The following is a 21,238-nucleotide window of genomic DNA, read 5'->3' on the forward strand; positions in this document are numbered from 1 at the left end:
TTTCAACCGCCAAACGCCGCCGCGCCGTGATCGGCACGGCCGGCCATGCGGCGAAAGCCGGCGAAAAGCTCGCGGCCGAAGCCGAATTCGTTCGCCGCCAGATCGGCGTCGGCAGGGTGGCGCATGGCGAAGTCGCGCGCGTCCACCAGCACCTCGAGCGTTCCGGCGTCGGCGTCCAGCTTCACCATGTCGCCGTCGCGAATGCGGGCGATGGGGCCGTCCTCCAGCGCCTCCGGCGTGACGTGGATCGCCGCCGGCACCTTGCCGGACGCACCCGACATGCGCCCGTCCGTGACCAGCGCCACGCGCTGGCCGCGATCCTGCAGCACGCCGAGCACCGTGGTCAGCCGGTGCAGTTCCGGCATGCCGTTGGCCTTCGGTCCCTGGAAGCGGACGACGGCGACGAAATCGCCGGTCAACTCACCCGCCTTGAAGGCGTCGTTGAGCGCCTGCTGGCTGTCGAACACTTTTGCCGGCGCCTCGATGACGCGCCGCTCGGGCTTTACGGCGGAGGTCTTGACGACGGCGTGGCCGAGATTTCCGGTCAGCACCCTGAGCCCCCCGGTAGGCTGGAACGCCTTGGAATAAGGCGCCAGCACCTTCTCGTCGCCGCTCTCGCGCGGTGCCGGCGCGCGCGCCACCGCGCTGTTCGCGCCGAGCTTGGCCTCGACGGCATAGGGACGCAGTCCCTCGCCGTAGACGGTCTGCACATCCTCGTGCAGCAACCCGGCGTCCAGCAGTTCGCGTATGAGAAAACCCATGCCGCCGGCGGCATGGAAGTGGTTCACGTCCGCCAGCCCGTTCGGATAGACGCGGGCAAGCAGCGGCACGCTGTCGGAAAGATCCGAAATGTCCTGCCAAGTCAGTCGGATGCCGGCGGCGGCGGCCATGGCGATCAGGTGGATCGTGTGGTTTGTGGAGCCGCCGGTGGCATGCAGCCCGACCACGCCGTTGACCACCGAGCGCTCGTCGATCATGCGCCCGACAGGCGTATAGGCGTTGCCGAGCGCGGTGATGGCGAGCGCGCGCTTCGTGGCTTCGCGTGTCAGCGCGTCGCGCAGCGGCGTGCCCGGATTGACGAAGGAGGCGCCGGGCATATGCAGGCCCATGATCTCCATCAGCATCTGGTTGGAGTTGGCCGTGCCGTAGAAGGTGCAGGTGCCCGGTCCGTGGTAGGATTTGGACTCGGCCTCCAGAAGTTCGGCGCGCCCGACCTTGCCCTCGGCGTAGAGCTGCCGCACCTTGGCCTTCTCGTCGTTCGGAATGCCGCTGGTCATCGGTCCGGCGGGAATGAAGACGGCCGGCAGGTGGCCGAAGGTCAGTGCCGCGATCAGCAGGCCGGGCACGATCTTGTCGCAGACGCCGAGATAGACCGCCGCGTCGAACATGTTGTGCGACAGGCCGATCGCCGCCGCCATGGCGATCACGTCGCGCGAGAACAGCGACAGTTCCATGCCCGGCATCCCCTGCGTGACGCCGTCGCACATGGCCGGCACGCCGCCCGCCACCTGAGCGATACCGCCGGCATCGCGCGCCGCCGCCTTGATGAGTTGCGGGAAGGTCTCGAAGGGCTGATGCGCCGACAGCATGTCGTTGTAGGACGTGATGATGCCGAGGTTCGCCACACGATCGCCGGCAAGCGCGGCCTTCTCGGCCGGCGAGCAGACGGCAAAGCCGTGCGCGAGGTTGCCGCAGGACAGCGTCGCGCGGTTGGCGGTCTTGCCCGCGGCCTCGGCGACGCGGTCGAGATAGGCTTCGCGGGTTGGCTTCGAACGCTCGCGGATGCGGTCGGTGATGGCTTCGATATCGGCTCTGGCGGTCATAATCGGTGTTTCCTACGTCGCATCTGCGAACAAGAACCCCTCTCCGTCTCGGCTTCGCCGAGCCACCTCCCCCCAAAAGGGGGAGGAACTGCTGCCGCTACGCCGGCGCCTCTCCAGCTTAGGTTCCTCGCCCCTCTGGGGAGAGGTGGCCCGAAGGGCCGGAGAGGGGTTTTCAACTCGAACGGCCGACATCACGGCGCCCAGAACACCTCGACGGGCCGGGGCGAGGCGTCGAGCACGGCGCGGATCGGCAGTTGCGGCCCGCCGCCCATCGCCCTGTCGAAGGTGGCGCGTTTTTCATCCCCTTCGATGTGCAGGGCCAGGAAACCGGCGGCGACGATGCGCGGCAGCGTCAGCGTCAGCCGCGGCTCGCCGGCGCTGTCGGCGTGGACCGGCATCAGCGCGAGGCTGTTTTCCCGATCGAGCAGGGCGGGCAGTTCTTCCGCATCGGGAAAGAACGAGGCCGTGTGCCCGTCGCCGCCCATGCCGAGGATGACGACATCGAAGGGCTGCGGCAGCGCGGCGATCGCCCGGTCGCCGTCGGCGGCCGCCTCGTCGAGGTCTTCGCCGTTGCGGAACAACGGGAGGAAGCGCGCGGCCGCGGCCTTGCCCTGAAGCAGTTTCGCCATCACCAGCGCAGCGTTCGAGCGCGGCGAGGAAGGCGGCACGAAGCGTTCGTCGACCAGCGTCACCGTCACCTTGTCCCAGGCGATGTCGGCTTCGGACAGCGCCGCGAAGAAGAGCGCAGGCGTCGCGCCGCCGGACACGGCGAATAGCGCTTCCCCCCGTTCGGAAACGGCTCGCGCCAGAAGCCCGGCCACTTTGCCGGCCAGCGCCGACGCCAGCGCCGTGCCGTCCGCAAAACTGTTCCAGTGATAGGTGGCGGCCATCGCGTTCAATTGCTTTCGTGCCAGGTGCGGCCGTCGCGCTCGATCAGCGCGATCGAGGAGGACGGCCCCCAGGTGCCGGCGGTGTAGCCCTGCACGTCCTGCCGGTTTTGTTCCCAGGCGTTCAGGATCGGGTCGATCCAGCTCCAGGCGGCCTCGACCTCGTCGCGGCGCATGAACAGCGTCTGGTTGCCGCGCACGACATCCATGACGAGCCGCTCGTAGGCGTCCGGCGCGCGGCCCTGGAAGGTCTGCGCGAAGCTCATGTCGAGCGGAATCTGCCTCAGCCGCATGCCGCCTGGGCCGGGATCCTTGACCATCAGGAACTGCTTGACGCCTTCGTCCGGCTGCAGGCGGATGACCAACTGATTGGGGCTGATGTTGCCGGTGCCTTCACCGAAGATCGAATGCGGGATCTGCTTGAACTCGATGACGATTTCGGAGACGCGGGTGGCGAGTCTCTTGCCTGTGCGCAGATAGAACGGCACGCCGGCCCAGCGCCAGTTGGCGATCTCGGCCTTGATGGCGACGAAGGTTTCGGTGTCCGATCCCTTGCCGAGTTCCTCGACATAACCCTTGACCGGCCCGCCGGCGGAAGCGCCGGCGCGGTACTGTCCGCGAACGGTCTGCCTGGGCGCCTCGTGACCGTTGACGCGCTTCAGCGCCCGCAGCACCTTGAGCTTCTCGTCGCGCACGGCGTCCGCATCCATCGATGACGGCGCTTCCATGGCGACGAGGCAGAGCAGCTGGAGAATGTGGTTCTGCACCATGTCGCGCAGCGCGCCGGCCTTATCGTAATAGGTGACGCGGTCTTCCAGCCCCACCGTCTCGGCCACGGTGATCTGCACGTGATCGATATGGGCCGAGTTCCACAGCGGCTCGTAGAGCATATTGGCGAAGCGCAGCGCCATCAGGTTCTGCACCGTCTCCTTGCCCAGATAGTGGTCGATGCGGAAGATCTGGTGTTCGCCGAAATCGTCGCCGACAAGGTCGTTGAGCGCGCGGGCCGAATCGAGGTCGCGGCCAATCGGCTTTTCCACAACGATGCGCGAATTGGGCGTGATCAGCCTGTGCTCGCGCAACTGGTGCGAAATATCGCCGAACAGGGCCGGCGAGACGGCCAGATAGAAGGCGCGGATGCGGTCGCTTTCGCCGACCGCCTTCTTCAGTCTGTCGAATCCGGCGCCGCTCGTCGCATCGGCCGGAACGTAGGACAGGCGGGCGAGAAAGGTCTCCAACTCCTTGTCGTCGACATCGCTGGCCTTGACGTGGTCGGTGATCGCCTGGCGAGCGAAGGCTTGGAATTCGGCGTCCGACAATTTCGCGCGCGACGTCCCGATGATCCGTGTCGGCTCGCTGAACTGATGGTCGCGCTGGCGATAATAGAGCGCGGGCAGCAGCTTGCGCTCGGAGAGGTCCCCGGTGCCGCCGAAGATAATGAAGTCGAACGGGTCGACGGGGATGATCTGGCTCGTCATGGCATGTCCCTGAGGGTCTGGCCGAAGCGTCGGCCGTCTATATTCTAATCGATTTAAAATTGCCAGTGGCATGGTGCCACAGTGTGTATTCGGTAACTGGACCAAGCTGCGCGCGCGGCAAGGTTCGATATTTTCCTGCCGGCATGACACCATAGATATATGACATGATGAGGCCGAAGGAGAAGTCGGATGGATATGGATCGGCCGGAAACCGACGGCCGCCGGATTGTCCGGCAGGTGATAGGCGGCAAAAGCGTGGCCGCATCGTCGGGCTCCGAGATCGATGTCGTCTGCCCGTCGGACGGCCTGGTCTTCGCCTCGATTCCTGCTTCCGATGCGGAAGATGTCGATCGGGCGGTGCGCGCGGCCGCCGCCGCGTTCGAAACGGGGCCGTGGCCCCGGATGCCGGCCGTTGAGCGCGGGCGGCTGCTGACCAGGCTTTGCCATCTGGTCGAGAAAAACGGCGACGAACTGGCCGCGCTGGAATCGCGCGATACCGGCAAGCCGGCGCGCCAGGGCAAGGCGGACGTCGCCGCCACCTTGCGCTACTACGAATTCTACGGCGGCGCTGCCGACAAGATTCACGGGGACACGCTTCCTTTCCTCGACGGATACACGGCGCTGACGCTGCGCGAACCGCACGGCGTGGTTGGCGGCATCATTCCGTGGAATTATCCGCTGCAGATTCTGGCCCGCGTTGCGGGCGCCGCGCTTGCAATGGGCAACACGCTGGTCATCAAGCCGGCGGAAGATGCTTCGCTGACCGCCGTCCGCATGGCCGAACTGGCGCGGGAGGCCGGCTTTCCCGACGGTGTGTTCAATGTTGTCACCGGCTATGGCGGCGAGGCGGGCGCCGCCCTTTCGGCCCACCCGCTGGTCGACTACGTCACCTTCACCGGTTCCCCGGCGACCGGTACGGCCATCCAGCAGGCGGCGGCTCTCAACAATCGTGGCGTCACCATGGAACTCGGCGGCAAGTCGCCGCAGATCGTCTTCGCCGACGCCGATCTCGACAAGGCGCTGCCGGTGCTCGTCAACGCCATCATCCAGAACGGCGGCCAGACCTGCTCGGCCGGCAGCCGCGTGCTGGTCGAGCGTCCAGTCTATGAAGCGGTAGCGTCGGCACTCGCCGAGCGCTTCGCCAGGCTGGTGGCCGGTCCGCATGACGCGGACCTCGACCTCGGCGCGCTGATCAACCCGAGACAGAAGGCGCGTGTCGCCGGCATGGTCGCGGATGCTGAAAAGGCCGGTATTCCGGTACTGGCGCGCGGAGCGATCCGTCCGGACGTGCGGGCTGGCGGCTATTATTTCGCGCCGGTGCTGTTCGGCACGGTCGACCCGTCAGCGACCATCGCCCGCGAAGAAGTGTTCGGCCCGGTGCTCACCCTGTTTTCCTTCGACGGCGAGGAGGAAGCCGTGCGGCTCGCCAACGGCACCGATTACGGACTGGTCGCCGGCATCTGGACGAAGGACGGCGCGCGCCAGCACCGCATGGCCAAGCGCGTCCGCGCCGGCCAGGTCTTCGTCAACGGTTATGGCGCCGGCGGCGGCATCGAGCTTCCCTTCGGCGGGTTCAAGCGCTCCGGCCACGGCCGCGAGAAGGGTTTCGAGGCGCTCTACGACATGTCCGCGACCAAGACGATCGTGTTCAATCACGGATAGAGCGTGATCAAATTGAACAATGACAGCACAGGCGTTATCTTCAACGGTATGAATAGTCAGGAAATCATAGCCAGACTACGGGAGCATGAGAACGAACTGCATAGGCAGGGCGTGATCCACCTTGCGTTGTTCGGGTCAGTGGCGCGTGGTGATGCGCGACCGGACAGCGACATCGACATACTGATCGATCTCGACCCCGCTGCACATCTGAGCATGTTCGATTATGTCGACATCAAGGAGTATATCGCCGGGCTTTTCGAGACGCCTGTCGATGTCGTCAACAGAGATGGATTGAAGCCGTATATAAGGCCCGCAGCATTGACCAATCTTGTCTATGCCTTCTAGGGACACGGCGCGCGTCCTTGACGCCATAGCTCACAACATCACACTCGCCGACGGTTCATCGAAAGCATGTCCTATGAAGCGTTCGCGACCGACGATCGTACGCTCTATGCGGTGACGCGCTGTCTTGAAATCGTATCGGAAGCGGTTCGTCGTCTGCCGGACGACGTGAAGGCACGCCACCCAGACGTTCCGTGGCGACCGATCGCGGGCGCGGGCAATATCTCCCGGCACGACTACGAAGATATCCTCGCAACCATTCTGTGGAATACGGTACGGGATCATCTCCACGCTTTGGAAAATGCTGTCCATCGCGAACAGCAACAATCAGGGAACGGTTGATGGGTCGTCTCAAGGACAAGGTTGCCGTCGTCACCGGCGGCGCATCGGGCTTCGGCGAAGGCATGGCGCGGCGGTTCGCCGAGGAGGGCGCCCAGGTCGTCGTGGCCGATCTCAACGCCAAGGGCGCCGAGCGCGTGGCCGGCGAAATCGGCAACGGCGCGATCTGGACGCGGTCCGACGTTTCGCAGCGCTCCGCGCTCGAGGAGATGAAGGACGCCGCGCTGAAGGCCTTCGGCCGCATCGACATCATGGTCAACAATGCCGGTTTCACCCATCGTAACGGCGACATGCTCGAGGTGGACGAAGAGACGTTCGACCTCATCACCGCCGTCAACATGAAGGCGATCTATCACGCGGCGCTGGCCGTGGTGCCGGTCATGGAAAAGCAGGGCGGCGGCGTGATCCTGACGACCGCCTCGACCGCCGGCCTCAGGCCGCGGCCGGGCCTCACCTGGTACAACGCCTCCAAGGGCTGGGCGATCACCGCCACGAAATCGATGGCGGTGGAACTCGCGCCGAAGAACATCCGGGTGAACTGCCTCTGCCCGGTTGCGGGAGAAACCGGCATGCTGGCGCGGTTCATGGGCGAGGACACGCCGGAGATGCGCGCGAAGTTCCATGCCTCGATTCCGCTAGGCCGGCTGTCGACGCCGCTCGACATCGCCAACGCCGCGCTCTGGCTGGCTTCGGACGAGGCGGCCTTCATCACGGGTGTCGCGCTGGAGGTGGACGGAGGGCGCTGCATCTGAGCGGTCTTGCCGGCTGTCCGTTGAAATAACGAAGCGGATCGAAGCAGAAAATCTCTTGCTGGAGGCGGAAAGCGCTCAGCCGCGCTTGAGAAAGCTTTTGTAGATCCAGCCGCGCTGGCCCTTGTATTCGACCTCGCACCACGACTTGCAGGACATCACCTGAACGGCTGCCTTGGCAGGGATGGTGGTGATGGCGGAAGCGCCCTTCTTCGGGCCGGAGCGCATGGTGACGGCCCGCAGGATGTGGCCGTTTTCGCCGGCATGGTCGCTATCGCCGGTATTGCCGTCGGCAGCGTCGCCGGCTTCGGGCATGGCCGGCTTCGGCGTGGGAATGGCGGCCGTCTCCGCCTTGTCGGTTCCGGTGTGCGCCTTGTTCTTTCCCGTGGCCGGTGCATCCATCGCAGCCTGATAGGCGGCGACGGTGGCTGCCTGCTCCGGAGTGGGGATCAGCGGCGTGCCGGCTTCCTTCTGGATTTCCTGGATGGCCTTGTTTTCGGCGGTCCGTTTCGAGCCCGGCGCTTTCCAGCGCGGATCCTGGGCAGAAAGAGCAGGGGCGGCCGCGCTGGCGACGCCATCTGCGACCGGCGCCGTCGTGGCCGTTTCATTCCCGCTTGCCGGCTGTTCGGCGTTCGCGGCCGACGCAGGTTTTTCCACCTGCGCGAAAGCTCGCCTGTCGCCGTCCGGCATCGCCAGCCACAGAGCCGAGCCGGCCACGCCGACAAGCGCGACGGTGCCGACCGCGGCGATCACCAGATGGGAATTGGACTTGATGGCCTGCCACAGGGAGGGCCGGACGTCATAGCCGAGCTGCATCGAAACGCGTCGACGCTTCGGTCCACTGATGCCGAAAGGCCCCTTCACTCCTGCCACCTCCGAAAGGCCGACGTTCTGTTGTTGAGCGGGATGTGCGCCGGTCCCGAACCAATACCGGCCAGGAAGAGCGCGTAACGCCTTCCTGTCCGCGAATGGGTCATCTTACCGGCGATTGTGGCATCACTACGCCATGCGGGCAAGATGCCGGCGCCGCTTGCGCACTGTATCGAAAATCGCCGCTTCCAGCGTGCTCGCGTCAGAGGCGGTCCCGCAATGCATACCAGTTGAGCGCCAGGAACAGGAGCGGCGCGCGCCATCGCCGCCCGCCGGGGAAGGGCGGTATCTTCAGGTCTTCGATCAGCTTCAGCCGGTCGCGGTTGCCCGCTACGGTTTCGGCGTAGAGCTTGCCGACGAAATTGGACAGCATCACGCCGTGGCCCGAATAGCCGCCGGCCGAGATGACATTCGGCATGACCTCCCGTACGAACGGCTTGCGCGGCAGTGTGATGCCGACATAACCGCCCCAGCCGTGGGTGATCTCGACATCTTTCAGATGCGGATAGATCTCGCTGATCTGGCGGCGGATATGGATGTGGATGTCCTTCGGATCGTTGACCGCGTATATTTCCCGGCCGCCGAACAGAAGCTCCCCGCTCTTCACGCGCCGGAAGTAGCGCACCACGAACCTTGAATCCGAAACGGACTCGCCGCCGGAAAGCACGGGACTGTCCGCGCCGAGATCGACCGTGGCGCCGATGAAGGAGCCGATCGGCATGATGTGCGCCGCGCTCGTCGGCTCCAGATCGCCGCCATAGGCGTTGAGCGCGACGAATCCCTTCTGTGCGGTGACCGTTCCCGTTGGCGTGGTCACGACGACTTTGCCGCCGTTCGTCGTGATGGCGGTCGCCCTGGTGTTTTCGAAAAGCTGCGCACCCGCCTCCCTGGCGACGCGCGCCGTTCCGACCACCAGTTTCAGCGGGTGGATATGGCCCGTGCCGCTGTCGTAGACGCCGCCGACATAGTGATCCGAACCGACCTTCTGCGCGGTTTCGGCGCGGTCCATGATCCTGATATGCGGATAGCCGAAGCGCTCGGCGGCATCCGCGTAGTCGACGAAATCCGACAGTTCGCGCTTCTTGTGGGTGACGTTCATGTGGCCGGGGCGGAAGTCGATCTCGATGCCGTTGGTCGAGGCGAATTCCAGAAGATGCGCCTTCGCCTCCTCGGCGAGATCGAACAGCGCCTTGGCGCGCGTGAAGCCGTATTCCTTCTCCATCTCCTCGGGACCGGCGCGCTGGCCCGACCCGAGCTGGCCGCCATTGCGCCCCGAGGCGCCGTCGCCGAACCGATGTGCTTCGATCAGCACGACATCGACGCCGGCCTTGGCAAGATGCGTCGCGGCCGAAAGACCGGTGAAGCCGCCGCCGATGATGACCACGTCGCAGGTCCGGTCGCCGTCCAGCGACGGGTATTCGGGCCTCGGTCCGGCAGTATCCTCGTACCAGGAACGGCCGGGGGAGATGGGGGATTGGTAACTCATGTTGAGGGGAATAAGGCAGTAAGGCAATAGGGCAATATATTCATGCTGAGGTTCCTGAAAGCTTTCGGATCAAGAGGCGGAGCAATTTGCCTACGCTCTCGGCTTGATCCAGCAAAGAACTGATGCTGTCATGATGGGCAATGCCGATGCGCTGCGCAATCAAGAGATGAGTTTCGAGCTCTTTCAGCGATCCCTGAGCAATGCGAAGAAACTGTTGATAGGATCCTCTGTTTTCGCGCGCAAAGCCTTCGGCAATGTTGGCGGGTACAGATGTAGCGGAACGGCGAGCTTGTGAGATAAGTCCATAAAGCTCCTCCTTGGGCCATTGTCTGGTGATCGCATAAACAGCAACCACTAGGTCCATCGCTTGCTGCCAGACAATCATGTCCTTGTAGGATTCGATCCGCGCCGGCATTTTCCTACTGCCCTACTGCCCTACTGCCCTACTGCCCTACTGCCCTAAACGTTCAACAACAGATACTCCCGCTCCCACGGGCTGATCACTTCCATGAACGTCTCGAACTCGGCGCGCTTGATGGCGGCGTAGGTGGCCGAGAAGGATTTCCCCAGCACGGTCGCAAGCTCGTCGTCGGATTCGAACAGGTCCACCGCTTCGAGCAGGCCGCGCGGCAGGTCGATCTCGTCTTCGTTCGCCGTGGTCAGCACCGGCGGTTCGGCAGCGATCTTCCTGGTGATGCCGATCAGGCCACAGGCCAGCGATCCCGCCAGCGCCAGATAGGGATTGGCGTCCGAGGAGGGAATGCGGTTCTCCACGCGCCGCGCCGCCGGATCGGAGCGCGGCACGCGGAAGGCCGTGGTGCGGTTGTCGTAACCCCATTTGGTGTTGACCGGCGCGGAGGCCGCCTGCGTCAGCCGGCGATAGGAGTTGACGTAGGGCGCCAGCATCACCAGCGCGTTCGGCACATGCTTCTGCATGCCGCCGATGAAGTGGAAGAAGGCGTCGGTCTCCGAGCCGTCTTCCGCAGAGAAGATGTTCCTGCCGGTCTTCTTGTCGATGATCGACTGATGGATGTGCATGGCCGAACCTGGCTGGCCCTGGATCGGCTTGGCCATGAAGGTCGCGTAGGTGTCGTGCTTCAGCGCCGCCTCGCGGATGGTGCGCTTGAACATGAACACCTGGTCTGCGAGCTCGACCGGGTCGCCGTGCCTCAGATTGATCTCGAGCTGCCCGGCGCCTTCCTCGTGGATCAGCGTATCGATCTCCAGGCCCTGCTGTTCGGAGAAATGGTAGATGTCGTCGATCAGCTCGTCGAACTCGTTGACGCCGGCGATCGAATAGCCGGCGCCGCCGCCGATGGCGCGGCCGGAGCGGCCAACCGGCGGAGTCAGCGGATAATCGGGATCGGGGTTCTTGCGCACCAGGTAGAACTCGATCTCCGGCGCGACGACCGGCTTCAGCCCGAGCTTGTCATAAGCGCCCAGAACACGCCGCAGCACGTTGCGCGGCGTGAATTCCACGGAGCGTCCGTCCTGATGGACGAGATCGCAGATGACGGCCGCGGTCGGGTCCTCTTCCCACGGCACCACCGTCAGCGTCGACAGATCCGGCATGAGCTTGAGATCGCCGTCGTCCTCCGGGTAGTGGAAGCCGTTGCCGTCCTCGGGGTAGCCGCCGGAGATCGTCGTCATGAAGACGGCGGAGGGCAGGGCGAGCGACGTGTTGGAGGTGAATTTCTTCGACGGCATCATCTTGCCGCGGGCGACGCCGGCCTGGTCGGGCGTGATGCACTCGATGTCTTCGATTCCCCGCCACTCCAGCCAGGCGCTGGCTTCCTTCCAGTTCTTCACGCCTCTCTGGGCTTTGACGAAAGCGGGCGTGCGGGCGCGTCTCGGACGAACTTCCTTTTTGGCAGGCGGCATCATTCACCAGTTGGATTGAAGATTGACGAGTATAGCCACGCCGGCAGCGCGATGGGAAGGGGACCCGGGCGGAGGAACCGGTTGAAAACCGCCGGGCAGGGTATAGGTTCGCCGCTCGGCCGACGCCGCTGACGCCACTTCGGACATTTGGGATGACCAGTTCCTCGCCTACCGCCCCATTGACCACGATCGGCTTCGACGCCGACGACACGCTGTGGCAGAACGAGCAGTTCTTCCGCCTGACCGAGCAGAGGCTGGCCGATCTCCTGGCGGATCATGCTCGCGAAGGCGACGTGAAGGCCCGCCTGCTGGAAGCCGAAAGGCGCAATCTCGGCCTCTACGGTTTCGGCATAAAGGGTTTCGTCCTTTCGATGGTCGAGACAGCACTCGACGTCACCGAGGGACGGGCGCCGGGTTCCGTGATTTCGGAAATCCTGGCTGCCGGACGCGAGATGCTGGCGCATCCGATCGAGATCCTGCCGCACGCGCACGAGACGCTGGATCGCCTTGCCTCGGACTACAGGCTGGTTCTCATCACCAAGGGCGATCTGTTCGACCAGGAGCGCAAGCTGGCACAGTCGGGGCTGGCCGGGTATTTCGATGCCGTCGAGATCGTCAGCGACAAGAGCGCGGGCACCTACGACCGCATCTTCAGCCGTCACGGAGACGGACCCGAACGCAGCATGATGGTCGGCAACTCACTGAAATCCGACATCGTGCCGGCCATCGAGGCCGGCGGCTGGGGCGTCTATGTCCCGCATGACCTGACCTGGGTGCTGGAACATGTCGAGCCGCCCCGGTCCGCTCGGCGCTTCCACGAGATCGGCGACCTCGGCGAACTTCCCGCTCTCGTGGCGGGCCTCGGCTGACCGGCGCCGCGCTCCTGTCCCGCTGCGTTCCTTCTCTCGCCGGAGTGGCCCTACTTGCCGGGCAGTGACCGCCAGACGGAAATTGCGGTCGGCTACGTCAGTCCCTGCGCGATCAGCCTGTCGATGACCGGCTGCAGCTGTTCAGGTGTGATGGGCTTGGCGACGACGACATCGACGATGCCGGGCAGGTCGAGACTTCTTGCTGTGCCGGTCGTATTGGAAAGCAGGACGACGGCCGGCTTGGCGGACCCGGCGGCCTGGCGGGCGGCGGCGATGCCGTCGAAAAGGCAGTCGCAGTCCTTGTTGCCGGGGCCGCCGTCCAGCACGATCGTTCCCGGGCGGAAAACCTGTAGCGCCCTGGCTGCCGTCTCGGGCGATTCTGAAATCGGCTTGAGGCCGCAGCGCTCCACGATCTTGGAGACGACGATGCGGTTCACCGGGGATTTCCCGACCACCAGCACGCGGGAAAAGTCTATCGAGAAGGTTCCGTCGTTGTCGTTGTCCGGAGTACTCTGCTTGCTGTTCGACGCTGGTACGGACAAGACGCTGGCTCGCTTGATTTCAATTGAAGGTTGAAACGGCGAGCAGAATTAAGCGGCTGCGACGTGGTGTCAAGCATCATTTTCGGGAAGTAAAATTACTTTTCGCGAAAAAAAGCAAAGCTAATTCCGAACGTTGCCTCAGGTTTTCACAAACGCACCAAAATGAAAGCCACCTGCGCGCAATACGCGCAAGTGGCTGGCGGTCGGGTCGATCATTCTAGAGCATTTCCGGCGAAAACAGAATCGCCTTCAATGCTCACTCTCTTGTTTTTCGCAATTCCGGACGCAAAACCGCTGCACACTTTTGCTGGAATTGCTCTAGCCGTGCGGTTGCTGGGTCACGATGACCGGGATCAGAAGATCGCCCCAGTTGCCGCCGCCACCGTGATGGCGGGCCGAACGCACGAGTTCCACCGAGACGCCGGCTTCGACGGCCTTCATGACCGACTGGTTGAGCCTGTGCAGGTCGTTCGCCAGCATGCGGATCGTCGCCTGCTGGTCGCTGCTCATGGCGGAAGACTGTTCTTCCGCCCGTTCCTTGACGCGTGCGATGGATGCCATGATCGTTCTCCTTGATGCCGCCGTGCGGGCGTTCCTTGTCTGTGTTGCTATGGGCTCATTCGGCCGCGGGCCGGAACTGCGCGTGCTCGGTCGACCCATGCATGGCGGTGGTGGACGACCGTCCGCCGGTGATCGCCATCGACACCGCGTCGAAATAGCCGGTGCCGACCTCGCGCTGGTGCTTGGTCGCGGTATAGCCGTCGGCTTCCGAGGCGAATTCGGCTTCCTGAAGCTGCGAATAGGCCGCCATCTGCCGGTCCTTGTAGCCTCGCGCCAGCTCGAACATGCCGTGGTTGAGCTGGTGGAAGCCGGCCAGCGTGATGAACTGGAACTTGTAGCCCATAGCCCCCAGTTCACGCTGGAATTTGGCGATGGTGGCGTCGTCGAGGTTCTTCTTCCAGTTGAAGGAAGGCGAACAGTTATAGGCCAGCATCTTGCCCGGATGCGCCTTGCGCACCGCTTCGGCGAACTTTCTCGCCTGCCCGAGGTCGGGCTTCGACGTTTCCATCCAGATCAGGTCCGCATAAGGCGCATAGGCGATGGCGCGCGCGATGCAGGCATCGATGCCGTTCCTCACCTGGTAGAAGCCTTCCGCCGTGCGGCCCGCCTCGTGGTCGACGAAGGGCTGGTCGCGCTCGTCGATGTCGGAGGTCAGCAGCTTGGCCGCTTCCGCATCGGTGCGGGCCACGATCAGCGTCGGCGTTCCCATCACGTCGGCCGCGAGCCGCGCCGCCGTCAGGTTGCGGATATGCGCGGCGGTCGGGATCAGCACCTTGCCGCCGAGATGGCCGCATTTCTTTTCCGACGCCAGCTGGTCTTCGAAATGGACGCCCGCAGCGCCCGCCTCGATGAAGGCCTTCATGATCTCGAAGGCGTTGAGCGGCCCGCCGAAACCGGCTTCCGCGTCGGCGACGATCGGCGCGAACCAGGTCTCGACCGACAGGCCCTTGCCTTCCGAAACCTCGATCTGGTCGGCGCGCTGCAAGGTACGGTTGATGCGCTTGACCAGTTCCGGCGCCGCGTTGGCCGGATAGAGCGACTGGTCGGGGTACATGGCCGAGGCGGTGTTGGCGTCCGCCGCCACCTGCCATCCGGACAGGTAGATCGCCTTCAACCCGGCGCGCACCTGCTGCATGGCCTGGTTGCCGGTGACGGCGCCCAGCGCGTTGACGAAATCTTCCTGGTGGATCAGCGTCCACAACCGGTTGGCGCCGTTCTCCGCCAGGGTCTGCCGCACCTGCACGGAGCCGCGCAGCCGGACGACGTCCTCCGGCGCATAGGGACGCTCGATGCCGTCGAAGCGGCCTTCGGCGGCCGAGGGGACGAGATTGTAAAAATCGGTCATTATCTGGCTCCGCAAGGAATTCACGTCGTTGCAACAAGAGTGTCTGTAAGCTCTTGCATGTGACTTGATTTACATTGCAGCGCAAAAAATCTAGAAAATTGACAATTCACGGCCAAAAATAGGAGAAAATCTGTATTGTCGTTGACAGAGCTTGGTTGTAAAAATGTCAAAATTGTAAAAGCCTGCCATGACTCGCGCGACGGGTCATTCCTGTAAATATCTTGTCACGGGACCCCGATGGCCGAGCAGAAGATATTCGCCGGACCGCGCATCCGCCGCATCCGCACCCAGAAGGGCCTGACGCAGACGGCCATGGCCGAGGGACTCGGCATTTCGCCCTCCTATCTCAACCTCATCGAGCGCAACCAGCGGCCGCTGACGGTGCAGCTCATCCTCAAGCTCGCCGCGGCCTACCAGGTCGAGCCCGAGGACCTGCATGGCGAGGCGCACGGCTCGCTCGCCGCCCTGCGCGAGGTCTTCGCCGATCCGCTGCTGGCCGGCGAGTTGCCGGGCGACCAGGAACTGATCGAGGTGGCCGAGGCTGCGCCCAACGCCGCCGCCGCGATGATAAAACTCTTCCGTGCCTATCGCGAGCAGGCGGAACGGCTGTCGGACCTCAACGACATGCTCGCCCATGAGGGGCGCGCCACTGCGCTCTCGGGCGCCAGGCTGCCGATCGACGAGGTGCGCGAGGTCCTGGAGCGCCGGCCGAACTTCTTCGCCTCGATCGAGGAGGAAGCCGAGGCCTTCACGAAGTTGCTGGGGCCAGGGGACGACCTGCTTTCCGCCCTCAAGGATTGGCTGCGGCGTGAGCACGGCATCGTCGTCAAGGTGCTGCCGGTCGCCACCATGCCGAACTGGCGTCGCCGCTATGATCGCCATTCGCAGCGCCTGTTCCTGTCCGAGCGCCTGTCGCCCTTCGACCAGTTGCGCGAGGTGGCGATGGAAGCCTGCCTCATGCGCATGAGCGTGGCGGTGGCCGCCGAGATCAAGGCGCTGAAGCTGTCGACCGACGAGGCGCGCCGGCTGGCGCGCTTCGAACTCGGCCGCTATGCCGCGCTGGCGCTGATGATGCCCTATGCGGCCTTCCATTCCGCCGCACAGCGGGCGCGCTGCGACATCGACGTGCTGCGCTCGCGCTTCGGCGTGTCCTTCGAGCAGGCGGCCAACCGGCTGACTATGATGCAGCGGCCGAACGCGTCGGGCGTGCCGTTCTTCATGCTGGAGGTCGACAATGCGGGCAACCGCTTCCGCCGGGCGGGCGCGCAGGGGTTCCCGCACGCCCGTTTCAGCGGCGGCTGCCCGAAGCTGCCGGTCCATGCCGCCTTCACCCAGCCCGGCCAGATCTTTGTGGAGGCGGTGGAAATGCCGGACGGCGCGCAGTTCCTGTGCATCGCCCGTACGCTGGAAGGGCCGCAGGGCGCTTTCAACGAGCGGCCGCGGCGCACCGCGCTTCTTCTGGGATGCGACATCGGATTCCGCGACGAGATCGTCTATGCCGCCGCCCTGCCGGCGGTGGCTTCGAGGAGCGGCACGGCCGAGCTCGGGCTGACGGCTGTCGGCCCGGCCTGCCGGATATGCGAACGCCCGGGCTGCCTGGCACGGGCCGAGCCGCCGGTCACCCGGCCGCTCGGCCTCGACGAGATGGTTGCCGGCCTGTCGGCCTTCGATTTCCAGTAAGGCGGCCGCGCAAAGTCAGCCTTCGGGACATGGGCCGGAGCGACGGCCGCTTGCCGTCATGTGGTCTGGTCTGTCCGATTGGTGACACAATGGGCCGCACGCCCTGGATCACGCGGCGCAACCGACCCTGCGCTACGCGTTGTCCGATGGATCGAGGCGCATCGTGCGCCGGATCATCGTTGATGGCCGTGCCATGACCGACGCTGCCGTGCCGCCCGCGCCGAACCGCCTCTCCGCCGCGACGCCCGGCGAGGAGCGTGTCGGCTACCTGCTGGTGTTCCTCTCGGCGCTGATGTGGAGTTTTGGCGGCACCATCGCCCGCTTCATCCATGCTGAGGATAGTTGGACGGTGGTGTTCTGGCGATCCGTCTGGGCGGCCGCCTTCCTCGTCGCCTTCATGATCTGGCGCGACGGCTGGCGTGGCATGATGGCGCTGTTTCGCGGCATGGGCCTGCCGGGACTGGCCGTGGCGCTGTGCTTCGCCACCGCATCCACCAGCTTCGTGGTCGCGCTCGCCTATACGACCGTCGCCAACATCCTGCTCATGCAGGCCGGCGTGCCGCTGCTTGCGGCGCTCTTCGCCTGGGTGCTGTTCAGGGAATCCGTTTCGACGGCCACCTGGATCGCCATCGCCGCCGTCATCGCCGGTGTCGGCATCATGGTCTCGGAATCGCTGGATGGCTCCGTGTCTCCGGTCGGCGACGGTCTCGCCCTGCTGATCGCCTTCGCCTTTTCCGTCGCCACCGTCATCACGCGCCGCTTCTCCCATGTGCGCATGACGCCTGCCACATGCCTCGGCACCCTGTTCGCCGCCGCCTTTGCCGCGAGCCAGGCTTCGACGCTCGGCGCGTCCGGCCGCGACATGGTCTTCCTCTTCGCCTTCGGCGTCCTCAACCTGGGGCTCGGACTCGCCTTCTTCGCCACCGGCGCACGCCTGATCCCGGCGGCGATCGCCGCGCTGCTCGGCACGTTCGAGCCGCTGCTGGGGCCGATCTGGGTCTGGCTCGTCCATTCGGAAGTGCCTTCGGCCCGCACGATCGTCGGCGGCTCCGTGGTCTTTGTGGCGCTGCTGACCCATATCGGCCTCGAACTGCGGCGCCAGACGCGTCCGGCCCGGCCTGGCGTGATCGGAATTCCGGCACCGAACTGAAGGCGCCCGTCTCTTTGACGTTGACAAGCCCGCTGCCTGCCGGGCAGGTTTGCAGAAGAGGGCAACAACAACACAGGCGTATCTTGCCACGTCTCCCCGGCGATCCGACCGAGACCGGAGCTTACGACCGTCGCCATCGCGCAGTCGCGGAGCCGGCCTGCGGCTCCTTGAAGCGCCGCGGCGGCCGGGGCGCTTGCCGTGCGCCGCCCCTCGCCATAGTCTGAAAAACAGATGAAGCCGGCGCGCAGTCGAGCCGGCTCCGGGAACATTCGATCCAAAGGAGAACTTCATGATACGCAGGGCAACAGGGCTATTCGCGACATCGGCGCTGCTGGCTGTCTTTACGCTGGCGGCACATGCCGAGGACCGCGTCGTCAACGTCTTCAACTGGTCCGACTACATCGATTCTTCGATCCTCGACGATTTCACCAAGGAGACCGGCATCAAGGTCGTCTACGACACCTTCGATTCCAACGAGATTCTCGAAACCAAGCTGCTGGCGGGTGGCAGCGGCTACGACGTCGTGGTTCCGACCGCGAACTTCCTTGCCCGGCAGATCCAGGCCGGCGTGTTCCAGAAGCTGGACAAGTCGAAGCTGCCCAACCTCAAGAACATGTGGGACGTCATCAGCGAGCGGACGGCGCGCTACGACGCCGGCAACGACTACTCCATAAACTACATGTGGGGCACCGTCGGCATCGGCTACAACATCGACAAGGTCAAGGCGGCGCTGGGCACCGACAAGGTCGACAGCTGGGACGTGGTCTTCAAGCCCGAGAACATGGACAAGCTGAAGGACTGCGGCGTCTATTTCCTCGATTCGCCGACCGACGTCATTCCCTCGGCGCTGAAATATCTCGGCCTCGACCCGGACGACAATTCGCCCGAGAGCCTCCAGAAGGTCGAGGACATGCTCATGAAGGTGCGCCCGGACGTGCGCAAGTTCCATTCGTCCGAATACATCAACGCGCTGGCGAACGGCGATATCTGCGTGGCGATCGGCTGGTCGGGCGACGTGTTCCAGGCCCGCGATCGCGCCGACGAGGCCAAGGCAGGCGTCCATCTCGCCTATGCGGTGCCGAAGGAAGGCGCGGAGATGTGGTTCGACCAGATGGCGATCCCGGCCGACGCCCAGCACACCGAGGAAGCGCTCGAATTCCTCAACTACATGATGAAGCCAGAGGTCATCGCCAAGGCGTCGAACTACGTCTACTACGCCAACGGCAACAAGGCATCGCAGCAGTTCATCAACAAGGACATCCTCGACGACCCGGCCGTCTATCCGGACGAGGAGACGCTGAAGAAGCTCTTCACGGTGGGGACGCTCGATCCCAAGACCCAGCGCAACGTGACGCGCATGTGGACCAAGGTCGTCACCGGGCAGTGACGGGAGAACCGGCCTCGCCCATCAGGCGGGGCCGGTTCTTTTCAAGGGGAACAGGGCACGGAGTGGGACATGAAGTCGCTTGGCAGCATCCGCAGGGATTTCGCGCCTTGGAACGATCCGAACGCCAAGCCTTATATTCAGTTCGATCACGTCACCAAGAAGTTCGGTGACTTCACTGCGGTCAACGACCTTTCCTTGACCATCTTCGAGTGCGAGTTCTTCGCCCTGCTCGGCGCCTCGGGCTGCGGCAAGTCCACCCTGCTCAGGATGCTGGCCGGCTTCGAGGAGCCGACCTCCGGCCGCATCCTGCTCGACGGGCAGGATTTGCGCGGAATCCCGCCCTACCGCCGCCCCGTCAACATGATGTTCCAGTCCTACGCGCTGTTCCCCCATATGAGCGTGGAGAAGAACATCGCCTTCGGCCTGAAGCAGGAAGGGATGCCGGCGGCAGACATCGACAAGCGCGTGGCCGAGATGCTGAAGCTGGTCAAGCTGGAACCGTTCGCCAAGCGCAAGCCGCACCAGTTGTCCGGCGGCCAGCGCCAGCGTGTCGCGCTCGCCCGCTCCGTCGCCAAGCGGCCGAAGGTGCTTTTGCTGGACGAGCCGCTCGGCGCCCTCGACAAGAAGCTGCGCGAGGAAACCCAGTTTGAGCTGATGGACCTGCAGCAGGAACTCGGCCTCACCTTCGTCGTCGTCACCCACGACCAGGAGGAGGCGATGACCATGGCCGACCGCATCGCCATCATGGACAAGGGCGAGGTCATGCAGGTGGCGACGCCGGCGGAGGTCTATGAGGCGCCGGCCTCGCGGTTCGTCGCCAACTTCGTCGGCAACGTCAACATGTTCGAAGGCAAGGTCGCCGAGCGCGCCGCCGACAAGGCGCGCATCACCGGCGCCAGCGGCGCCCAGATACAGGTCGAGAACGCCGGCGACACGGCCGCCGGCTCAGATGTCGCCTTCGCCATCAGGCCGGAGAAGATCAAGGTGTCGTCCAAGCGGCCCGCCGACGCAGTCAACGCCCTGGAAGGGCAGGTCTACGACATCGCCTATCTCGGCGACATGACCGTCTACCATGTCAGGCTGGACGACGGGCAGATGGTGCGGGCGAGCGCCATGAACGCGACCCGCGCCGTCGACGATCCGCTGACCTGGGACGACCGCGCCTGGATTTCCTTCCGGCCGGACGCCGGCGTCGTGCTGACGCGGTAGGTGCGGCGATGGCGGACACCACATTGACAGCTACTGGCCCGGAAACCGCGGTCCGGAAATCCGCGCTCGCCAGCCTTGCCGAGGCAATCTTCAGCCGGCTGGTCATCATCGTGCCCTACCTCTGGCTGCTGTTCTTCTTCTTCATCCCCTTCGTCATCGTCTTCAAGATCTCGCTGTCGACCACGGCGATCGCCATGCCGCCCTATACGCCGGTGCTGGGTTTCGGGCACGGCATCTCGGGTCTCGTCGCCGGCCTCAAGCAACTGAGCTTCGACAACTATGTCTGGCTCACGCAGGATTCGCTCTATTTCAACGCCTATGTCACCAGCGTCGTCGTCGCCGCCATCTCCACGGCCTTGACCCTGCTGGTCGGCTATCCGATCGCCTACGGCATGGCCCGCGCCCCGGCGACGCTGCGGCCGACCTTGCTCATGCTGGTCATCCTGCCGTTCTGGACCTCGTTCCTGATCCGCGTCTACGCCTGGATCGGCATCCTCAAGCCCGAGGGCCTGCTCAACCAATTGCTGCTCGGTATCGGCGTGATCCATGAGCCGCTGATCATCACCAACACCTACACCGCCGTCTTCATCGGCATCGTCTATTCCTACCTTCCCTTCATGGTGCTGCCGCTCTATTCCGCGCTGGAGAAGATGGACAACTCGCTGATCGAAGCCGCGCAGGACCTCGGCTGTCCGCCGATCACCGCCTTCTGGAAGATCACCTTTCCGCTGTCGCTGCCCGGCGTCGTCGCCGGCTGCCTGCTGGTCTTCATCCCGGCCGTCGGCGAATTCGTCATTCCCGACCTGCTCGGCGGCTCGCAGACGCTGATGATCGGCCGCACGCTATGGAACGAGTTCTTCGCCAACCGTGACTGGCCGGTGTCCTCGGCGGTCGCGGTGATCCTGCTTCTGATCCTGATCGTGCCGATCGTCATCTTCCAGAACGCGCAGGCGCGCGCCCAGGAAGCGGGGAGGTGAG

20 protein-coding genes are annotated in these 21,238 nt (G+C 64.6%); 10 read left to right on the forward strand and 10 right to left on the reverse strand.

All coding sequences use genetic code 11. The annotated features are described in order from the left end of the window. Positions 1 to 2 precede the first annotated feature (2 nt). The 3 genes from edd to zwf all read right to left on the reverse strand — a co-directional run bounded on the left by edd (position 3) and on the right by zwf (position 4,188). Positions 3 to 1,823 (reverse strand): phosphogluconate dehydratase, encoded by a 1,821-nt coding sequence (gene edd / locus ABMA46_RS03880; protein ID WP_348998003.1) that lies wholly within the window; start codon positions 1,821 to 1,823, stop codon positions 3 to 5. Positions 1,824 to 2,014: 191 nt separating this feature from the next. After that, positions 2,015 to 2,713 (reverse strand): 6-phosphogluconolactonase, encoded by a 699-nt coding sequence (pgl, locus tag ABMA46_RS03885; RefSeq protein ID WP_348998523.1) that lies wholly within the window; start codon positions 2,711 to 2,713, stop codon positions 2,015 to 2,017. Positions 2,714 to 2,718: 5 nt separating this feature from the next. Beyond that, the gene (gene zwf, locus ABMA46_RS03890) at positions 2,719 to 4,188 is read right to left on the reverse strand and encodes a glucose-6-phosphate dehydrogenase (protein ID WP_348998004.1); all 1,470 of its coding nucleotides are present in this window, start codon (positions 4,186 to 4,188) and stop codon (positions 2,719 to 2,721) included. A gap of 189 nt (positions 4,189 to 4,377) precedes the next feature. On the opposite strand from zwf, the gene ABMA46_RS03895 reads away from it, so the two are divergent. The 4 genes from ABMA46_RS03895 (at position 4,378) to ABMA46_RS03910 (ending at position 7,283) form a co-directional block, all read left to right on the forward strand. Then, complete coding sequence (locus tag ABMA46_RS03895) at positions 4,378 to 5,850, forward strand: aldehyde dehydrogenase family protein (protein ID WP_348998005.1); 1,473 nt, start codon at positions 4,378 to 4,380, stop codon at positions 5,848 to 5,850. 3 nt (positions 5,851 to 5,853) lie between these two features. Then, positions 5,854 to 6,195, forward strand: coding sequence for a nucleotidyltransferase family protein (locus ABMA46_RS03900; RefSeq protein WP_348998006.1), 342 nt, complete (start codon positions 5,854 to 5,856; stop codon positions 6,193 to 6,195). 66 nt (positions 6,196 to 6,261) lie between these two features. Next, on the forward strand, positions 6,262 to 6,534 hold the full coding sequence (locus ABMA46_RS03905; protein ID WP_348998007.1) for a HepT-like ribonuclease domain-containing protein: 273 nt from the start codon (positions 6,262 to 6,264) through the stop codon (positions 6,532 to 6,534). Continuing rightward, complete coding sequence (locus ABMA46_RS03910) at positions 6,534 to 7,283, forward strand: SDR family oxidoreductase (RefSeq protein ID WP_348998008.1); 750 nt, start codon at positions 6,534 to 6,536, stop codon at positions 7,281 to 7,283. Before ABMA46_RS03905 ends, ABMA46_RS03910 begins: the two co-directional genes overlap by 1 nt. Before the next feature lie 75 nt (positions 7,284 to 7,358). Here the strand turns inward: ABMA46_RS03910 and ABMA46_RS03915 are convergent, their stop codons facing one another. The 4 genes from ABMA46_RS03915 to ABMA46_RS03930 form a co-directional block, all read right to left on the reverse strand. After that, entirely contained in the window at positions 7,359 to 8,096 is a 738-nt protein-coding gene (locus tag ABMA46_RS03915) for an SH3 domain-containing protein (protein WP_348998009.1), read from the reverse strand. Positions 8,097 to 8,352: 256 nt separating this feature from the next. Then, positions 8,353 to 9,636, reverse strand: coding sequence for an NAD(P)/FAD-dependent oxidoreductase (locus ABMA46_RS03920; protein ID WP_348998010.1), 1,284 nt, complete (start codon positions 9,634 to 9,636; stop codon positions 8,353 to 8,355). A 40-nt stretch (positions 9,637 to 9,676) separates the two neighbouring features. Then, positions 9,677 to 10,051, reverse strand: coding sequence for a four helix bundle protein (locus ABMA46_RS03925; protein ID WP_348998011.1), 375 nt, complete (start codon positions 10,049 to 10,051; stop codon positions 9,677 to 9,679). A 44-nt stretch (positions 10,052 to 10,095) separates the two neighbouring features. Continuing rightward, complete coding sequence (locus ABMA46_RS03930) at positions 10,096 to 11,517, reverse strand: glutamine synthetase family protein (protein WP_348998012.1); 1,422 nt, start codon at positions 11,515 to 11,517, stop codon at positions 10,096 to 10,098. A 152-nt stretch (positions 11,518 to 11,669) separates the two neighbouring features. On the opposite strand from ABMA46_RS03930, the gene ABMA46_RS03935 reads away from it, so the two are divergent. Then, positions 11,670 to 12,386 carry an HAD family hydrolase gene (locus ABMA46_RS03935; RefSeq protein ID WP_348998013.1) on the forward strand — a complete coding sequence of 239 codons (717 nt, stop codon included), beginning with the start codon at positions 11,670 to 11,672 and terminating at the stop codon, positions 12,384 to 12,386. Positions 12,387 to 12,478: 92 nt separating this feature from the next. Here the strand turns inward: ABMA46_RS03935 and ABMA46_RS03940 are convergent, their stop codons facing one another. The 3 genes from ABMA46_RS03940 to aceA form a co-directional block, all read right to left on the reverse strand. Further along, the gene (locus ABMA46_RS03940; protein WP_348998014.1) at positions 12,479 to 12,928 is read right to left on the reverse strand and encodes an ANTAR domain-containing protein; all 450 of its coding nucleotides are present in this window, start codon (positions 12,926 to 12,928) and stop codon (positions 12,479 to 12,481) included. A gap of 318 nt (positions 12,929 to 13,246) precedes the next feature. Next, positions 13,247 to 13,489, reverse strand: coding sequence for an SMc00767 family acetate metabolism repressor (locus tag ABMA46_RS03945; RefSeq protein ID WP_348998015.1), 243 nt, complete (start codon positions 13,487 to 13,489; stop codon positions 13,247 to 13,249). 55 nt (positions 13,490 to 13,544) lie between these two features. Beyond that, the gene (gene aceA / locus ABMA46_RS03950) at positions 13,545 to 14,834 is read right to left on the reverse strand and encodes an isocitrate lyase (protein ID WP_348998016.1); all 1,290 of its coding nucleotides are present in this window, start codon (positions 14,832 to 14,834) and stop codon (positions 13,545 to 13,547) included. 237 nt (positions 14,835 to 15,071) lie between these two features. Between aceA and ABMA46_RS03955 the strand changes: the two genes are divergently transcribed. The 5 genes from ABMA46_RS03955 to ABMA46_RS03975 all read left to right on the forward strand — a co-directional run bounded on the left by ABMA46_RS03955 (position 15,072) and on the right by ABMA46_RS03975 (position 21,237). Then, positions 15,072 to 16,514, forward strand: coding sequence for a helix-turn-helix domain-containing protein (locus ABMA46_RS03955; RefSeq protein WP_348998017.1), 1,443 nt, complete (start codon positions 15,072 to 15,074; stop codon positions 16,512 to 16,514). Positions 16,515 to 16,707: 193 nt separating this feature from the next. Next, complete coding sequence (locus ABMA46_RS03960; RefSeq protein WP_348998018.1) at positions 16,708 to 17,664, forward strand: DMT family transporter; 957 nt, start codon at positions 16,708 to 16,710, stop codon at positions 17,662 to 17,664. A 289-nt stretch (positions 17,665 to 17,953) separates the two neighbouring features. Beyond that, a complete protein-coding gene (locus tag ABMA46_RS03965; protein WP_348998019.1) occupies positions 17,954 to 19,051 on the forward strand; it encodes a polyamine ABC transporter substrate-binding protein in 1,098 nt (365 codons plus the stop codon). A 69-nt stretch (positions 19,052 to 19,120) separates the two neighbouring features. Continuing rightward, positions 19,121 to 20,260: an ABC transporter ATP-binding protein gene (locus tag ABMA46_RS03970; RefSeq protein ID WP_348998020.1), complete on the forward strand. Its 1,140-nt coding sequence runs from the start codon at positions 19,121 to 19,123 to the stop codon at positions 20,258 to 20,260. 8 nt (positions 20,261 to 20,268) lie between these two features. Then, positions 20,269 to 21,237 carry an ABC transporter permease subunit gene (locus tag ABMA46_RS03975; protein WP_348998021.1) on the forward strand — a complete coding sequence of 323 codons (969 nt, stop codon included), beginning with the start codon at positions 20,269 to 20,271 and terminating at the stop codon, positions 21,235 to 21,237. Position 21,238 lies beyond the last annotated feature (1 nt).

It is taken from the genome of Mesorhizobium hunchu, assembly GCF_040081975.1.
Lineage (GTDB): Bacteria > Pseudomonadota > Alphaproteobacteria > Rhizobiales > Rhizobiaceae > Mesorhizobium > Mesorhizobium hunchu.